The organism is Enterobacter sp. CGMCC 5087 (assembly GCF_003144775.1).
In the GTDB taxonomy this organism is placed as follows: Bacteria; Pseudomonadota; Gammaproteobacteria; order Enterobacterales; family Enterobacteriaceae; genus Enterobacter; species Enterobacter cloacae_M.
This window is the reverse complement of record NZ_QFXN01000273.1, coordinates 23,010-38,706: the sequence shown is the minus strand read 5'-3', so window position 1 is coordinate 38,706 and position 15,697 is coordinate 23,010. Positions and strand designations below refer to the sequence as shown.

15 protein-coding genes are annotated in these 15,697 nt (G+C 53.0%); 7 read left to right on the top strand and 8 right to left on the bottom strand.

What is annotated here, in order from left to right; all coding sequences use genetic code 11:
* Positions 1 to 126: 126 nt before the first annotated feature.
* Both mobB and mobA read right to left on the bottom strand, forming a co-directional pair.
* Positions 127 to 630: a molybdopterin-guanine dinucleotide biosynthesis protein MobB gene (gene mobB / locus DEO48_RS23605; RefSeq protein ID WP_109846465.1), complete on the bottom strand. Its 504-nt coding sequence runs from the start codon at positions 628 to 630 to the stop codon at positions 127 to 129.
* Positions 627 to 1,211, bottom strand: coding sequence for a molybdenum cofactor guanylyltransferase MobA (gene mobA, locus DEO48_RS23600; protein WP_109846464.1), 585 nt, complete (start codon positions 1,209 to 1,211; stop codon positions 627 to 629). The genes mobB and mobA overlap by 4 nt, the downstream gene beginning before the upstream one ends.
* 68 nt (positions 1,212 to 1,279) lie before the next feature.
* Here mobA and DEO48_RS23595 point away from each other — a divergent pair, with 68 nt between their 5' ends.
* From DEO48_RS23595 to dsbA, 3 genes are all read left to right on the top strand, one after another.
* Positions 1,280 to 1,549 (top strand): YihD family protein, encoded by a 270-nt coding sequence (locus DEO48_RS23595; RefSeq protein WP_109846463.1) that lies wholly within the window; start codon positions 1,280 to 1,282, stop codon positions 1,547 to 1,549.
* Positions 1,550 to 1,624: 75 nt separating this feature from the next.
* On the top strand, positions 1,625 to 2,611 hold the full coding sequence (locus tag DEO48_RS23590) for a serine/threonine protein kinase (RefSeq protein ID WP_109846462.1): 987 nt from the start codon (positions 1,625 to 1,627) through the stop codon (positions 2,609 to 2,611).
* A gap of 27 nt (positions 2,612 to 2,638) precedes the next feature.
* Positions 2,639 to 3,262 (top strand): thiol:disulfide interchange protein DsbA, encoded by a 624-nt coding sequence (gene dsbA / locus DEO48_RS23585; protein WP_109846461.1) that lies wholly within the window; start codon positions 2,639 to 2,641, stop codon positions 3,260 to 3,262.
* Between the two features lie 23 nt (positions 3,263 to 3,285).
* Here dsbA and DEO48_RS23580 read toward each other — a convergent pair whose 3' ends face one another.
* The gene (locus DEO48_RS23580; RefSeq protein WP_258306180.1) at positions 3,286 to 4,137 is read right to left on the bottom strand and encodes an acyltransferase; all 852 of its coding nucleotides are present in this window, start codon (positions 4,135 to 4,137) and stop codon (positions 3,286 to 3,288) included.
* Here DEO48_RS23580 and DEO48_RS27275 point away from each other — a divergent pair.
* Both DEO48_RS27275 and polA read left to right on the top strand, forming a co-directional pair.
* Positions 4,034 to 4,297, top strand: coding sequence for a hypothetical protein (locus DEO48_RS27275; RefSeq protein ID WP_258306181.1), 264 nt, complete (start codon positions 4,034 to 4,036; stop codon positions 4,295 to 4,297). The two genes, DEO48_RS23580 and DEO48_RS27275, sit on opposite strands and share 104 nt — an antisense overlap.
* Positions 4,298 to 4,634: 337 nt before the next feature.
* Positions 4,635 to 7,427: a DNA polymerase I gene (gene polA, locus DEO48_RS23575; protein WP_109846459.1), complete on the top strand. Its 2,793-nt coding sequence runs from the start codon at positions 4,635 to 4,637 to the stop codon at positions 7,425 to 7,427.
* A 311-nt stretch (positions 7,428 to 7,738) separates the two neighbouring features.
* Here the strand turns inward: polA and yihA are convergent, their stop codons facing one another.
* A complete protein-coding gene (gene yihA / locus DEO48_RS23570; RefSeq protein ID WP_023309768.1) occupies positions 7,739 to 8,368 on the bottom strand; it encodes a ribosome biogenesis GTP-binding protein YihA/YsxC in 630 nt (209 codons plus the stop codon).
* A gap of 577 nt (positions 8,369 to 8,945) precedes the next feature.
* On the opposite strand from yihA, the gene yihI reads away from it, so the two are divergent.
* Positions 8,946 to 9,461 (top strand): Der GTPase-activating protein YihI, encoded by a 516-nt coding sequence (gene yihI / locus DEO48_RS23565; protein WP_109846458.1) that lies wholly within the window; start codon positions 8,946 to 8,948, stop codon positions 9,459 to 9,461.
* A 188-nt stretch (positions 9,462 to 9,649) separates the two neighbouring features.
* Positions 9,650 to 11,023, top strand: a complete 1,374-nt coding sequence (gene hemN / locus DEO48_RS23555) for an oxygen-independent coproporphyrinogen III oxidase (RefSeq protein WP_109846457.1) — start codon at positions 9,650 to 9,652, stop codon at positions 11,021 to 11,023.
* Between the two features lie 72 nt (positions 11,024 to 11,095).
* On the opposite strand, the gene DEO48_RS23550 is transcribed toward hemN, so the two are convergent.
* The 4 genes from DEO48_RS23550 to glnA all read right to left on the bottom strand — a co-directional run bounded on the left by DEO48_RS23550 (position 11,096) and on the right by glnA (position 15,372).
* Positions 11,096 to 11,206, bottom strand: coding sequence for a YshB family small membrane protein (locus tag DEO48_RS23550; RefSeq protein WP_109846467.1), 111 nt, complete (start codon positions 11,204 to 11,206; stop codon positions 11,096 to 11,098).
* A 111-nt stretch (positions 11,207 to 11,317) separates the two neighbouring features.
* The gene (gene glnG / locus DEO48_RS23545) at positions 11,318 to 12,730 is read right to left on the bottom strand and encodes a nitrogen regulation protein NR(I) (RefSeq protein WP_023309765.1); all 1,413 of its coding nucleotides are present in this window, start codon (positions 12,728 to 12,730) and stop codon (positions 11,318 to 11,320) included.
* Positions 12,731 to 12,741: 11 nt separating this feature from the next.
* The gene (gene glnL, locus DEO48_RS23540; protein ID WP_008501857.1) at positions 12,742 to 13,791 is read right to left on the bottom strand and encodes a nitrogen regulation protein NR(II); all 1,050 of its coding nucleotides are present in this window, start codon (positions 13,789 to 13,791) and stop codon (positions 12,742 to 12,744) included.
* 171 nt (positions 13,792 to 13,962) lie between these two features.
* Positions 13,963 to 15,372: a glutamate--ammonia ligase gene (gene glnA, locus DEO48_RS23530; RefSeq protein WP_023309763.1), complete on the bottom strand. Its 1,410-nt coding sequence runs from the start codon at positions 15,370 to 15,372 to the stop codon at positions 13,963 to 13,965.
* Between the last annotated feature and the right edge of the window lie 325 nt (positions 15,373 to 15,697).

Here is a 15,697-nt window from a genome sequence, read left to right as displayed (position 1 = left end):
CCATGTGAGAGTAGGGAACTGCCAGGCATCAAATAAGTAGAGAGGCCATCCGAAAGGATGGCCTTTTTGCGTTTAAGCACCTCAGGAATTTGTAGGTCGGGTAGGGCAAAACCACCCCCCGGTAAGTCAGATCGCACTCCACTCCACTATAAACTGCGCAATCCCTTCTACATCATTTAAATCCAGCATCGGAACTTCAAGCGGCAATACAACATTACTGGCCACCGCAATCACATGCTCATCCAGCGTTAATTCGCTGAAATCATGCCCGGCATCGCTTCTGAACAGCAGGATCTTAGGCACGGCCTCATGCTTAAATCCCTCAACCAGCACCAGATCCAGCGTGGCATGATCCATCCTGCTGACCAGATAAGCGAGATCCAGCGGCGCCTCATCCGGCGTTTCTGTCATCAGCGCCCAGCGTTGAGTACTTGCCACCATCGTTTGCGCTGCACCCGCTTTACGCAATGCATAGCTATCTTTGCCCGGTCTATCGACATCCATATTATGGTGGGTATGTTTAATCAATCCTGGACGGATACCTCTGGCACAAAGCGCAGGAATGAGCTTTTTCAGCAGCGTGGTTTTCCCGGTCCCACTCCAGGCGGAAATGGCTACGACAGGTATCATCTTTTCTCCTGCATCATCTGCAAATCGTCAGGCGTATTCACATTCACAAAAGCTGATTTTAAATCGCTAAAATCAACGGGATGACCGCCAGACTCGCGCATAAAAGCCATCACCCTGCGCTCTCCCGCACTCAGATAGGCCTGTAGAGCTGGTGCCAGGGATCGGTGCATCAATGCGATAGCAGGATGATCACGCTCGCCGTCATGTACCCAAACCACAGGAGCCGTACCGCGAAGCAGCAACAAACGCTCGACAAGACAGGACGGAATAAACGGAGTATCGCAGGGACAGAAGATGAACCACTCTCCGCGAGACTGTTGCATGACCGAAAGCATCCCGGCCAGCGGTCCCGGGTAATCCTCAAGGATATCCTGGTAAACGGCGTACCCGCTGAGCTGGTAAGTGTCGATATGCCGGTTAGCACTGATGACTATTGTCGACACCTGGCCTGCGAGCGTATCAGCGACACATTGCCATAAGGGTTTGCCGTTCAGGCGTTGAAGCCCCTTATCTTTTCCCCCCATTCGCGTTGCTCTGCCACCTGCCAGAACGACCCCAATGATTTCCTGGCTAAGATTCACGAATATCGCCTCTTTTATTGTGGGATTGACCCTGCTAACGTGTCACTCTAAATGAAAGGAGCACCACCATGAAATGTAAACGTCTGAATGAAGTTATTGAACTCCTCCAGCCCGCCTGGCAAAAAGAGCCAGAGCTAAATCTGATGCAATTTTTACAGAAACTGGCGAAAGAGTCAGGTTTTGACGGCGAACTGGCAGACCTTTCTGACGATATCCTGATCTACCAACTTAAAATGCGTGACTCTGCCAAAGATGCTGTTATTCCTGGTATTCAGAAGGATTATGAGGAAGATTTTAAGACCGCATTACTGCGCGCCCGAGGCGTAATTAAAGAGTAAAAGCTTGTAAGCGGCGGCACCGAAATCGCCACAAGATGATATCCTGAATCATTCGTATAATTTCCGGATGATCGGATGAACGACCAGGCTTTTACTTTCCAGACATTACACCCGGACACCATTATGGATGCCCTGTTTGAACAGGGTATTCGGGTGGATTCCGGGCTAACACCGTTAAACAGCTATGAAAACCGCGTCTATCAATTTCAGGACGAGGATCGTCAGCGCTTCGTCGTAAAGTTCTATCGTCCTGAACGCTGGTCCGCAGAACAAATTCAGGAAGAGCATCAGTTTGCTCACGATCTGCTGGATGACGATGTTCCCGTTGCCGCGCCGCTAAAATTCAATAATCAAACGCTTCTCACGCACGAAGGGTTTTACTACGCTGTATTCCCGAGCCTGGGTGGCCGCCAGTTTGAAGCGGATAATATCGATCAGATGGAGTGGGTTGCCCGCTATCTTGGGCGCATACACCAGACGGGACGCAAAAAAGCCTTTATTGCCCGCCCGACTATCGGAATTCAGGAATACCTTCTTGAGCCACGCGAAATATTCGAAACGTCTGCCATGATCCCCGCAGCGTTAAAGGATGATTTCCTCAACGCCACCGATAAGCTCATTGCTGCTGTTAAAACCTGCTGGCGTGACGATATTTCCGTCCTGCGCCTGCATGGCGATTGTCATGCAGGAAATATCCTCTGGCGTGATGGCCCGCTGTTTGTCGATCTCGATGATGCGCGTATGGGGCCCGCGGTTCAGGACCTGTGGATGCTGCTCAATGGCGACAAAGCCGAGCAACGCATGCAGCTTGAAACGATCATTGAAGCTTATGAAGAATTTAGCCCGTTTAATTCAGACGAAATTGCCCTGATTGAGCCTTTACGTGCGATGCGTTTTGTTTATTATCTCGCATGGTTAATCAGGCGTTGGGACGATCCCGCATTTCCCCGGAATTTCCCGTGGCTTACCGGAGAGGATTACTGGCGTAGCCAGATATCTACATTTACTGAGCAGGTCAAGGTTCTTCACGAACCCCCTCTGCAATTAACGCCGATGTATTAATTGGACACACCCAGGAGAGAGTTAATCATGAAAAAAATTTGGCTGGCGCTGGCAGGTATGATTCTGGCATTTAGCGCTTCTGCTGCGCAGTTTACCGACGGCAAACAGTACACCACGCTGGACAAACCGGTCGCTGGCGAGCCACAGGTTCTGGAGTTTTTCTCGTTCTACTGCCCACACTGCTATCAGTTCGAGCAGGTGCTGCATGTTTCGGATAACGTGAAGAAAAAGCTGCCAGAAGGCACCAAAATGACCAAGTACCACGTCGAGTTCCTGGGCCCATTGGGTAAAGACCTGACCCAGGCGTGGGCGGTTGCGATGGCTCTGGGCGTGGAAGATAAGATCACTGCGCCAATGTTTGAAGCCGTACAGAAAACCCAGACCGTTCAGACCACTGCGGATATCCGTAAAGTGTTCGTTGATGCCGGCGTGAAAGGTGAAGAGTATGACGCTGCATGGAACAGCTTTGTGGTGAAATCTCTGGTTGCTCAGCAGGAAAAAGCGGCTGCTGACCTCCAGCTTCAGGGCGTTCCGGCGATGTTTGTTAACGGCAAATACCAGCTGAACATGCAGGGCATGGACACCAGCAGCATGGATATCTTCGTACAGCAGTATGCTGATACTGTGAAATACCTGGTTGAGAAGAAGTAATTTCGCTGATGTAAAAACGCCGGTCACTGACCGGCGTTTTTGTATGAAGATTTAATATTGTCTATCTGTTCGTCTTTCTCTTTCCAGAGCGTATTAAGCCACTGCTGGAAACGACGCTTGAAACTCTTATCGTTAACGTAATCACCGTGCAGCCCGGCATCTATCGGGACCAGATCGACACGCACAACAATGCGCGTCAGTTTGCCGCTGAGCATATCGTAGAACGGCGTCTTATCGTTTTCCGGATAGCAGAGCGTGACGTTCAGGAGTTTATCGAACTGCGATCCCAGCACGTTAAGCGCCATCGCAATACCCGCAGCCTTTGGCGGCAGCAAGTGCTGGTAAGGAGAGCGGGTTTGTTGGTGCTTCTCCTCCGTAAATCGGGAGCCTTCAACAAAGTTTACGATGGTCGTAGGATGCGCGCGAAACTTTTCGCAGGAACGACGCGTGGTCTCCACATCTTTGCCGCGACGCTCGGGATGACGAATCAAATAGCTGCGCGAATAGCGTTTCATAAACGGCATATCAAGCGCCCAGCAGGCCAGCCCGATAAAAGGCACCCAGGCGAGCTGCTGTTTCAGAAAGTATTTGTTCATCGGGATGTGTTTGCGAAAAAGTACGCATAACACCACGATGTCCGCCCAGCTGTGGTGATTGCAAATCAGCAGATACCAGTTCTTCTTGTTAAGACTCTCCAGCCCTTTGATATCCCACTTCAGATGCGGGTTCAGGCACAGCAGGATCGCCAGTCCTTCGCACCAGCAGTACATCATGAAATTACAAAATGCGGACACGGCTCGCCACACCACAGAGACAGGCAACAGCAGTTTAACGATCCCGGCGATAATGATCGGTACAGAGCAGGCGACAGTCACCAGGATAGTTAAAATGATGCTTAACAGTAATGTTATTGCAGCAAGCAATCTCGACATGATGAGCTTTTTCAAATGGTTAGCTGTAAGTGAGCGGCCGGCTATTCGACGCTGGGCGCTGATTTTACCAGAAAACGGACAAATTAATGGCGCTTTCATGTGATGATTTGGCCGCTTTTACCCTGTCGCAGAAGATTTCTCTGTGATTCCGCGCTTATCAAGGCTTATATCCACATAGACTAAATTGCCATCAGGTGACCATATAGAGAAAATCTAATACGATAACAGCATGATAATTAAGATCTAAAAATTAACTCATATGTATTTTTTACGTCTGTTATTCATATGAAGTGAAAATATGCACAAACTTATCCACAGTTTGATTTTTGCGAGCGATCCTCACGATCGCAAAATCTTTTCCTGTATCTGGTGCTAATACCTGATGTTTTCATCCTTCTGTGGCATCCTTTACCCATAAATTGATTAAAGGCACGGACATTATGGTTCAGATCCCAGAAAACCCTCTTATTCTCGTCGATGGCTCTTCTTACCTGTATCGGGCATACCATGCGTTTCCTCCTCTGACCAATAGCGCAGGGGAACCTACCGGCGCAATGTACGGCGTGCTGAACATGCTGCGCAGCCTGATCCTTCAGTATCAGCCAACCCATGCGGCTGTAGTCTTTGATGCGAAAGGTAAAACTTTCCGCGATGAGCTGTTTGAGCATTACAAATCTCACCGTCCGCCAATGCCTGACGATCTGCGTGCGCAGATTGAGCCGCTGCATACCATGGTAAAAGCGATGGGGCTGCCGCTGCTGGCCGTCTCTGGCGTTGAGGCTGATGACGTTATCGGCACGCTGGCGCGTGAAGCAGAAAAGATGGGTCGTCCTGTGCTGATCAGCACCGGTGATAAAGATATGGCGCAACTGGTGACGCCAGGCATCACCCTGATTAACACCATGACCAACACCATTCTGGGGCCAGAAGAAGTGGTCACAAAGTATGGCGTGCCGCCTGAGCTGATTATCGACTTCCTCGCGTTGATGGGCGATTCCTCGGATAACATCCCGGGTGTCCCTGGCGTCGGTGAAAAAACCGCGCAGGCGCTGCTCCAGGGGCTGGGTGGTCTGGATACGCTCTACGCGGAGCCAGACAAAATCGCCGGGCTCTCCTTCCGTGGTGCAAAAACCATGGCCGGAAAACTAAAAGAGAACAAAGAGGTGGCTTATCTCTCCTATAAGCTGGCCACAATCAAAACCGATGTCGAACTGGAGCTGGGCTGTGAGCAGCTTGAAGTGCAACAGCCTTCCGCTGACGATCTGCTGAGCCTGTTTAAGAAATACGAATTCAAGCGCTGGACCGCTGACGTGGAAGCCGGTAAATGGCTGCAGGCGAAAGGGGCTAAACCTGCTGCAAAGCCGAAGGAGACAATCGTCGTTGACGCAGAAGAGCAGGCGGAAGAAGAAGCCGTGGCGCTTTCCTTCGACAACTATGAAACCATTCTTGAAGAGTCACGGCTGATCGCCTGGATCGATAAACTGAAAAAGGCGCCGGTCTTCGCCTTTGATACCGAAACCGACAGCCTCGATAACATCTCTGCCAATATGGTTGGCCTGTCATTTGCGACAGAGCCGGGTATTGCCGCCTACGTCCCTGTGGCGCACGATTACCTGGATGCGCCGGAGCAGATCTCCCGTGAACGCGTGCTCGAACTGCTGAAGCCGATCCTGGAAGACGAAAAGGCGCTCAAGGTTGGGCAAAACCTCAAGTACGACCGCGGCATTCTGCAAAATTACGGCATTGAACTGCGCGGGATTGCCTTCGACACCATGCTTGAATCCTACATTCTGGACAGCGTCGCGGGCCGCCATGATATGGATTCCTTATCTGACCGCTGGCTCAAGCACAAAACGATCACCTTTGAAGAAATTGCCGGTAAAGGGAAAAATCAGCTCACCTTTAACCAGATTGCTCTGGAAGAAGCGGGGCGCTACGCGGCGGAAGATGCAGATGTCACGCTGCAGCTGCACCTGAAGATGTGGCCAAAACTGCAGAAGCATGAAGGTCCGCTGAACGTGTTCCAGCATATCGAGATGCCGCTGGTGCCCGTGCTGTCACGCATTGAACGCAACGGCGTGAAGATTGACCCAACGGTGCTGCATAACCACTCCGGGGAGCTGGCGCAGCGTCTGACCGAGCTCGAGCAAAAAGCGCATGAGCTTGCAGGCGAGCCGTTTAACCTCTCTTCACCGAAGCAGCTGCAAACCATTCTGTTTGAAAAGCAGGGCATCAAGCCGCTGAAGAAGACCCCTGGCGGCGCGCCGTCAACCTCTGAAGAGGTGCTGGAAGAGCTGGCGCTGGATTACCCGCTGCCAAAAGTGATTCTGCAGTACCGTGGCCTCGCGAAGCTGAAGTCTACCTACACCGACAAGCTTCCGCTGATGATCAACCCGAAAACGGGTCGTGTGCACACGTCGTACCATCAGGCTGTCGCGGCGACCGGTCGTCTCTCGTCAACCGATCCCAACCTGCAGAACATCCCGGTACGTAACGAAGAAGGCCGCCGTATTCGCCAGGCTTTCATCGCACCAGAGGATTATCTGATTGTCTCTGCTGACTACTCGCAAATTGAGCTGCGCATTATGGCGCATCTGTCCCGCGACAAAGGCCTGCTGACTGCATTTGCAGAAGGGAAGGACATCCACCGGGCAACCGCGGCGGAAGTCTTCGGCTTGCCGCTGGAGAGCGTGACCAACGAACAGCGCCGCAGTGCTAAGGCGATCAACTTCGGTCTTATTTACGGCATGAGCGCATTTGGTCTTTCGCGCCAGCTCAACATTCCGCGTAAAGAGTCGCAGAAGTATATGGATCTCTACTTCGAGCGTTATCCGGGCGTGCTGGAATATATGGAACGCACCCGCGCGCAGGCGAAGGAAAAAGGTTACGTCGAAACCCTGGATGGCCGCCGTCTCTACTTACCGGACATCAAATCCAGCAACGCGGCGCGTCGCGCTGGCGCAGAGCGTGCGGCGATCAACGCCCCGATGCAGGGTACCGCGGCGGACATTATTAAGCGTGCAATGATCGCCGTTGATGCCTGGCTGGAAGAAGAGAAGCCTCGCGTGAAAATGATCATGCAGGTACACGATGAACTGGTATTTGAAGTGCATAAAGACGACCTCGACGCCGTGTCGAAGAAGGTCCACGAACTGATGGAAAGCAGCATGACGCTTGACGTGCCGTTGCTGGTGGAAGTAGGAAGTGGCGAAAACTGGGATCAGGCTCACTAAGGGTTCTTCGCATAACGCGCTTTTTATGTAAGTTTGCAACATAACAACGCGCGTTTTGTGACAATCATTAGAATTCCCTATGTAAAGAATGAAAAAAAACTACAAAAAGTGCTTTTTCTGCAGCACAAAAAGGGGTAGAGTTGTCGGCGTAGGGTACAGAGGTAAGATGTTCTATCTTTCAGACCTTTTACTTCACGTAATCGGATTTGGCTGAATATTTTAGCCGCCCCAGTCAGTAATGACTGGGGCGTTTTTTATTGCGGCAAAGAAAAATTCAGGCAAAAAAAACGCGACTATCGCCGCGCTCGGTATTACTCTTCTTCCGCTTCCGTCGCGGGTTCCAGCTCGCTAAACCAGGTATCGAGCTTCTGACGCAGCTTGTCCACGCCCTGCTTTTTCAGCGAGGAGAACGGCTCAACCTGCACATCACCGTTGAACGCAAGCACCGCTTCGCGAACCATATTCACCTGCGCTTTGCGCGCGCCGCTCGCCAGCTTATCGGCTTTCGTCAGCAGCACCAGCACGGCGATATCGCTTGCTACCGCCCAGTCGATCATCTGCTGATCCAGATCTTTCAGGGGATGGCGAATATCCATCAGCACCACCAGACCTTTCAGGCACAGGCGTTTTTCCAGGTATTCACCCAGCGCACGTTGCCACTTGATTTTCATCTCTTCCGGTACCTGCGCGTAACCGTAGCCTGGTAAGTCGACCAGGCGTTTGCCCTCTGCGACTTCAAACAGGTTGATCAGCTGGGTACGGCCAGGTGTTTTTGAGGTGCGCGCCAGGCTCTTCTGATTGGTCAGCGTATTCAGGGCGCTGGATTTCCCCGCATTGGAGCGGCCAGCAAATGCCACTTCAATACCGGTATCAGAAGGAAGGTGGCGAATATCGGGCGCACTGGTGACAAAATGCGTCTGTTGGTAGTTCCAGGTAGTCACGTGGTCGTCTCCAAAATCGTAATCTGAAGGGGATTATACCCGAATGCAGGCAAAAGGCTTTTCTGATTGCTATGAGCTGTAGGCGAATGCCACAACCGGTGTGAGAGATCGGCCAGGGATGCTATGGGAGATTTCAGAGAATTCGCAGGCGTCAAAAAAGGCAAACTGTTTTAAATCATAATCTTATTTCCGGGTAATTGTCTGAAAAACTCTTTTTGTACCGTTTCGTTGCTTGTTAGTTTAACGGAACAAGGTAAAGTGTGCGTCAGGGCGAGGAAGCCAACAGGAAATCGACTTAAGGATTAGGGTCAGGAGCGCCAGGAGGCGAAGACGCAGGATTGTCAGGATGACCAGCGCCTGGAGGCGTTTTAAAAGGAAATGGAACCGTATCACGGACGGTATTAGCCAAGGGATAAACAGGGTTTGTTGTTGGCAAACACGGAAAGTCTGACCCGCTAAGGGTTGTGAGTCAGGAAAAAAGGCGACAGATTGCTCTGTCGCCTTTTTTCTTTGCTTGCTTTCTGCTAGATTTCGCCGCAATTCTATACTGAAGAAAACGACTTAAAGATAAAACATCATGAAAAAACCAACCTCCGCTGCGGGCGCGAAACGCCCTGCAAAAGCACGCCGCAAAACGCGCGAAGAACTGAACCAGGAAGCGCGCGACCGCAAACGCGACAAAAAACATCGCGGTCACGCTGCGGGTAGCCGTGCCAACGGTGGTGGTGCAGCGGGTGCTTCTGCAAAAGGCAAACAGCAGAAAGATCCTCGTATCGGCAGTAAAACTCCCATTCCACTGGGCGTGACAGACACCCCGGTCACTAAGCAGCATAAACCAAAGAGCGAGAAACCTATGCTTTCACCGCAGGCTGAGCTGGATTTGCTGGAGAACGATGAGCGCCTGGACGCGCTGCTGGAACGTCTTGAAGAGGGTGAAACCCTGACCGCTGAAGAGCAGTCATGGGTGGATGCCAAACTGGATCGTATCGATGAACTGATGCAGAAGCTGGGCCTGTCATACGACGATGACGAAGAGGAAGAAGAAGACGAGAAGCAGGAAGATATGATGCGTCTTCTGAAGGGTGGAAACTAACATTTGCACCCGGCAGGCACGATAGTCCTGCTTATAACCCTTCCGGTTATATGTTATCTGGTGTGGTTATTCGTTAAACTACGGCGGTTGTCGCGGCGACAGAAGTGGCTGCGCACCCGAATGATGGCCCGCGATGGGGCCAGAACGGGCCGCCGTATACGAACGCGACACCAACGGAAGGAGTGAGCATGTCAGCACCAACTATCGACTGGGATTTGGCCCTAATCCAGAAATATAACTATTCCGGGCCGCGTTATACGTCATACCCCACCGCGCTGGAGTTCTCCGATGCCTTCGGCGAGGCTGATTTCCAGCAGGCTGTCGCGCGCTATCCTGAGCGTCCGCTGTCGCTCTACGTCCATATTCCGTTCTGCCATAAGCTTTGCTACTTCTGCGGATGCAATAAAATCGTTACCCGTCAGCAGCACAAAGCCGACCAGTATCTTGACGCGCTCGAACAAGAAATTGTCCATCGCGCGCCGCTGTTTACTGGCCGTCACGTCAGCCAGCTGCACTGGGGCGGCGGGACGCCAACCTATCTGAATAAAGCGCAAATAAGCCGCCTGATGACCCTGCTGCGCGGCAATTTCAGTTTTAACGCCGACGCTGAAATCTCGATCGAAGTCGATCCGCGTGAAATTGAGCTGGATGTACTGGATCACTTACGCGCCGAAGGCTTCAATCGTCTGAGCATGGGCGTGCAGGATTTCAATAAAGAGGTTCAGCGTCTGGTGAACCGCGAGCAGGACGAAGAATTTATCTTTGCCTTACTCAATCACGCGCGTGAGATTGGTTTCACCTCGACCAATATTGACCTGATATACGGCCTGCCAAAGCAAACGCCGGAAAGCTTCGCCTTCACCCTGAAGCGCGTGGCCGAACTCAACCCGGACCGCCTGAGCGTTTTTAACTATGCGCATCTGCCGACGCTCTTTGCCGCTCAGCGCAAAATCAAAGATGCCGATCTTCCTTCTGCCCAGCAGAAGCTGGATATCCTGCAGGAAACCATCGCCTCGCTGACCGAAACCGGCTATCAGTTTATCGGAATGGATCACTTTGCTCGTCCGGATGACGAGCTGGCGATTGCGCAGCGTGAAGGCGTTCTGCACCGTAACTTCCAGGGCTACACAACCCAGGGCGATACCGATTTGCTGGGGATGGGCGTCTCCGCTATCAGCATGATTGGCGACTCTTACGCGCAGAACCAGAAAGAGCTGAAGCTTTACTACCAGCAGGTTGATGAAACGGGCAACGCGCTGTGGCGCGGCATTGCGTTAACGCGCGACGACTGCATCCGTCGCGATGTCATTAAGGCGCTCATCTGCAACTTCCGTCTCGATTTCAGCGACGTTGAGTCGCAGTGGGATCTGCACTTCAGCGATTATTTTGCGGAAGACCTGAAGCTGATTGCACCGCTGGCGAAAGACGGGCTGGTGGATGTGTCGGAGAGCGCGATTGAGGTCACGCCGAAAGGGCGTCTGTTGATTCGTAATATCTGCATGTGCTTTGACGCGTATCTGCGTCAGAAAGCGCGACTGCAGCAGTTCTCGCGGGTGATTTAAGGCGCATTGCCAAAAGCACTAAACGTAGGCCGGGTAAGGCGAAGCCGCCACCCGGCTTTTACGTTCAACTCGCTAGCTAAACAGCCCAACCAGCGCCGCACACAACATAGCCGCAACGGCTGTTTGTGGCGTGTGGCTTTCAGCGGCTCCGCTAGAGATCATATTCACAATTGTTTCCAGCATGATGTTCACCCCCAATTTCCGGGCACGATCATACAAAACTCATCGGAACAGTAAAGCGCAAAATAACGGCAATTTGCGCTCAATTAATAACCTTTACACAGCGGCGTGCGATCACTCCATTCCCAGCTCTTTAAGCTTGCGCGTCAGGGTATTACGTCCCCATCCCAGCAGGCGAGCGGCTTCCTGCTTATGACCCTGCGTATGACGAAGCGCGGTAGTTAACAGCGTACGCTCCATCTCTGGCTGAGCTTCAGACAGCAGGTTTTGATGACCGGAACGCAGCGCGCGGTCGGCCCACTGCGCCAGAAGCGTCGCCCAGCTGTCCGGCAGCGCGTGCCCGGTACTGCTTTCAGGCGCGGTCGCTTCAAACAGCTCGGCCGGTAAATCCTGAATCAGCACTTCCTGCCCGGCGGCCATCACGGTTAACCAGCGGCAGGTGTTTTCCAGCTGACGCACGTTTCCCGGCCATGCCAGACGCGTCAGAGCGGCATCGGTTTCCGGGTGAAGCTGCTTGGCTTCCACACCCAGCTCGCGGGCGGCCACCTGCAGGAAATGACGTGCCAGGCGGGGAATATCTTCCCGACGCTCACGCAGCGGCGGCAGATGAACGCGGATTACGTTCAGACGGTGGAATAAATCCTCACGGAATTTTCCTTCCTGAACGCGTTGCTCCAGGTTCTGGTGGGTCGCGGCGATAATACGCACGTCCACCTTCACCGGCGCATAGCCGCCCACGCGATAAAACTGCCCGTCGGCCAGCACGCGCAGCAGGCGTGTCTGGACATCCAGCGGCATATCGCCGATCTCATCCAGGAACAGCGTACCGCCGTCAGCCTGTTCAAACCGCCCCTGGCGAATGGTATTGGCGCCGGTAAATGCCCCTTTTTCATGGCCGAAGAGTTCGGACTCAATCAAATCCTTCGGGATCGCCGCCATATTCAGGGCGATGAACGGCGCTTTTGCCCGCGGGCTGTGGCGGTGCAATGCATGCGCCACAAGCTCTTTACCGGTTCCCGACTCACCGTTAATCAATACGCTGATGGACGAGCGGGACAAACGGCCAATAATGCGAAACACGTCCTGCATCGCCGGTGCTTCACCGATGATGTCTGTCGTTGGCCCAAAATCGGGTGCGTGGCGCGGCTGTTGCTGCTCCTGATAATGGCTAATCGCGCGCTCAACCAGCGCCACCGCTTCGTCGATATCAAACGGTTTGGGCAGGTAATCAAACGCCCCTTGCTGATAGGCGCTTACTGCGGCATCCAGATCGGAGTGCGCGGTCATTATGATGACCGGAAGCATAGGGTGGCGTTGTTTGATCTGCTTTAACAGCGCCAGCCCGTCCATGCCCGGCATACGAATATCCGAAAGCAGAACATCTGGCGTTTTGGTGGTGAGTGCGTCGAGCACTTCGCTGCCGCTCTCAAACGTCGTGCAGCTTAATCCTGCCCCTGTGAGCGCGCGTTCAAGCACCCAACGGATGGAGCTATCGTCATCGACTACCCAGACTATCCCTCGTTGCATAAACGTCACCTTTATTTTTTAATCGGCAGGAAAACCGAAAACTCGGTATGTCCCGGCCAACTGGTAAATTCAATTTTCCCGGAGTGTTGATCGATCAAACTGCGGGCAATGGATAAGCCCAGGCCGGTTCCGCCTTCGCGACCGCTTACCATCGGGTAGAACAGGGTGTCCTGCAAATGCGATGGAATGCCGGGCCCGTTATCCTCAACGTCGATTCGGGCGGCCAGCCGGTAGCGCACGCCGTGTAACGTGAGCTGGAAGGCGGTGCGGGTGCGTAAAATAATCTCACCGCCTTCAGGCCCCAGCGCCTGCAGGGCATTACGCACAATATTCAACAGGACCTGCTCAATCTGGTCCGGGTCATGGGCCAGTTCCGGCAGGCTTGGGTCGTAATCACGTACTAGCGTGACGTTCTCTGGCAGCTCCATTGAGACGAGCTTCACCACCCGCTCAGCCACTTTATGGATGCTTTCTGTGACGTGCATTCCCGGCTGCTGCGGACCGAGAAGACGGTCTACCAGATTCCGCAGACGGTCCGCCTGCTCAATGATGACGTTGGTATACTCCGCCAGCGCGGGATCGGGCAGCGCCTTGGTCAGAAGCTGCGCCGCGCCGCGTAATCCACCCAGCGGGTTTTTGATTTCATGCGCCAGACCGCGCACCAGATCACGGGCGGCAATCTGCTGCGCATGCTGAAGCTGCTCCTGGCTCAGTCGACGCTGATTATCCATCGGCGCCATTTCCAGCAGGATCAGACCTTCGGGAAGACGTTGCGCGGTTAACGACAGAATGTGCGAGCGCCCGTCGATCACCAGCGTGACTTCGTTATCGGTAAACCCCTGGCCAGCCTGCAAACTTTCCTGCATCAGGCCAATATTCAGCGAAAAATAGCTCAGGAGTTCAGGAAGCGGGGTGCCGAACAGTTTACGTGCGCTTTGGGCGAGCAGCTGCTGCGCGGCCGGGTTGGCGTAATGAACGGCCAGCTCGTCATCGACCAGCAATATGCTGTTAATCAAAGAATTGAGGATCTGCCCAGCATCGGGCAGCGTGCCAGTTGCCATTCAGCAGTCTCCTGGAGTCGTTTGCACTAATTTAGTGCAGTATAGCGTTTTCGGCGTAAAAAGCGCGTGAGATCAGGTTGTTGGTGGAGAAAAAAGCCCATCCGGAGATGGGCTAAAAGTTTCCACGGCAACTACCCCCGGCGTTTATCACGCCGGGTAAAACAACTTTTATTAAACGCTGTAGTACAGTTCGAACTCAACCGGGTGTGGAGTCATACGCACGCGGTCGTTCTCTTCCATACGCAGGGCGATGTAAGCATCGATAGCGTCGTCAGTGAATACGCCACCTGCAGTCAGGAACTCGCGGTCTGCGTCCAGCGCCTGCAGGGCTTCTTCCAGAGAGCCAGCAACCTGTGGGATCTCTTTCGCTTCTTCTGGCGGCAGGTCGTACAGGTTTTTGTCCATCGCTTCGCCCGGGTGGATCTTGTTCTTGATACCGTCCAGACCGGCCATCAGCAGTGCTGCGAAGCACAGGTATGGGTTAGCCGCTGGGTCCGGGAAGCGAACTTCGATACGACGCGCTTTAGGAGAAGCCACCACCGGGATACGGATAGAAGCAGAACGGTTACGTGCAGAGTAGGCCAGCATCACTGGCGCTTCGTAGCCCGGGACCAGACGCTTGTAGGAGTTCGTAGTTGGGTTCGCCAGGGCGTTGATCGCTTTAGCGTGTTTGATAACACCACCGATGTAATACAGCGCCTGCTCGGACAGACCGGCATATTTGTCGCCAGAGAACAGGTTGGTACCGTTCTTGGACAGAGACATGTGGCAGTGCATACCGGAACCGTTATCGCCAAACATTGGTTTTGGCATGAAGGTCGCGGTTTTACCGAAACGGTGCGCAACGTTGTGCACAACGTATTTGTAGATCTGAATTTCGTCCGCTTTTTTGGTCATGGTGTTGAAGCGGGTTGCCACTTCGTTCTGACCAGCAGTCGCCACTTCGTGGTGGTGAGCTTCAACAACCAGGCCCATCTCTTCCATCACCAGACACATGGTGGAACGGATGTCCTGTGCAGAGTCGACCGGAGGAACCGGGAAGTAACCGCCTTTCACGCCAGGACGGTGACCTTTGTTACCGCCTTCGTATTTGGTGGAGGAGTTCCATGCACCTTCGATGTCGTCGATAGCCACGTGGGAGCCAGAAATAGAGGCACCGAAGCGGATGTCATCGAACAGGAAGAATTCTGGCTCTGGCCCGAACAGAACGGTGTCTGCGATGCCGGTAGAACGCAGGTACTCTTCAGCGCGTTTCGCGATAGAACGCGGGTCGCGGTCGTAGCCCTGCAGCGTGCCTGGCTCGAGGATGTCGCAACGGATGATCAGGGTTGGTTCTTCGAAGAACGGATCAATGACCGCAGTGGTCGCGTCTGGCATCAGAACCATGTCGGATTCGTTAATGCCTTTCCAGCCACCAATGGAGGAGCCGTCAAACATTTTGCCTTCTTCAAAGAATTCGGCGTTCACCTGATGAGCAGGGATTGTGACGTGCTGTTCTTTACCTTTGGTATCGGTGAAGCGCAGATCAACAAACTTCACTTCATGTTCGTTCAGCATCGTCAAAACGTGTTCAGCGGACATACTTAACTCTCCAGATTGGTCATTGTCGTCGTGGTAACGAGGTCTTCAATTTCTGTTTGTACTGGCTGGTGCCATGTATTTTTTATAAAGCGAAATCTGTGCCAACTTTTAAATCACCCCAAAAAGGCGTTATCATGCGCACCATAGTGCAAAAGGGCTGCACCACAATGGATTTGTTGCACCAGTATAGTGCCTCAATGTGAACATCGAGCACCATATTGGTGCAATTTACGTTAAAGTGCCCTTTTACCGCTCCGTGAAAGCGATCACAAAGCATCTCTGCAATACTTGTTTGCGGGGGATGTTTGTGATCCTGTTTTGTAGT

Bases quoted from the DNA above. Each gene is read 5' to 3' on its own strand.
- mobB (WP_109846465.1), bottom strand. From the start codon at position 630: ATGATACCTGTCGTAGCCATTTCCGCCTGGAGTGGGACCGGGAAAACC.
- DEO48_RS23595 (WP_109846463.1), top strand. From the start codon at position 1,280: ATGAAATGTAAACGTCTGAATGAAGTTATTGAACTCCTCCAGCCCGCC.
- DEO48_RS23590 (WP_109846462.1), top strand. From the start codon at position 1,625: ATGAACGACCAGGCTTTTACTTTCCAGACATTACACCCGGACACCATT.
- dsbA (WP_109846461.1), top strand. From the start codon at position 2,639: ATGAAAAAAATTTGGCTGGCGCTGGCAGGTATGATTCTGGCATTTAGC.
- DEO48_RS27275 (WP_258306181.1), top strand. From the start codon at position 4,034: ATGAAATTACAAAATGCGGACACGGCTCGCCACACCACAGAGACAGGC.
- polA (WP_109846459.1), top strand. From the start codon at position 4,635: ATGGTTCAGATCCCAGAAAACCCTCTTATTCTCGTCGATGGCTCTTCT.
- yihI (WP_109846458.1), top strand. From the start codon at position 8,946: ATGAAAAAACCAACCTCCGCTGCGGGCGCGAAACGCCCTGCAAAAGCA.
- hemN (WP_109846457.1), top strand. From the start codon at position 9,650: ATGTCAGCACCAACTATCGACTGGGATTTGGCCCTAATCCAGAAATAT.
- DEO48_RS23550 (WP_109846467.1), bottom strand. From the start codon at position 11,206: ATGCTGGAAACAATTGTGAATATGATCTCTAGCGGAGCCGCTGAAAGC.
- glnG (WP_023309765.1), bottom strand. From the start codon at position 12,730: ATGCAACGAGGGATAGTCTGGGTAGTCGATGACGATAGCTCCATCCGT.
- glnL (WP_008501857.1), bottom strand. From the start codon at position 13,791: ATGGCAACTGGCACGCTGCCCGATGCTGGGCAGATCCTCAATTCTTTG.
- glnA (WP_023309763.1), bottom strand. From the start codon at position 15,372: ATGTCCGCTGAACACGTTTTGACGATGCTGAACGAACATGAAGTGAAG.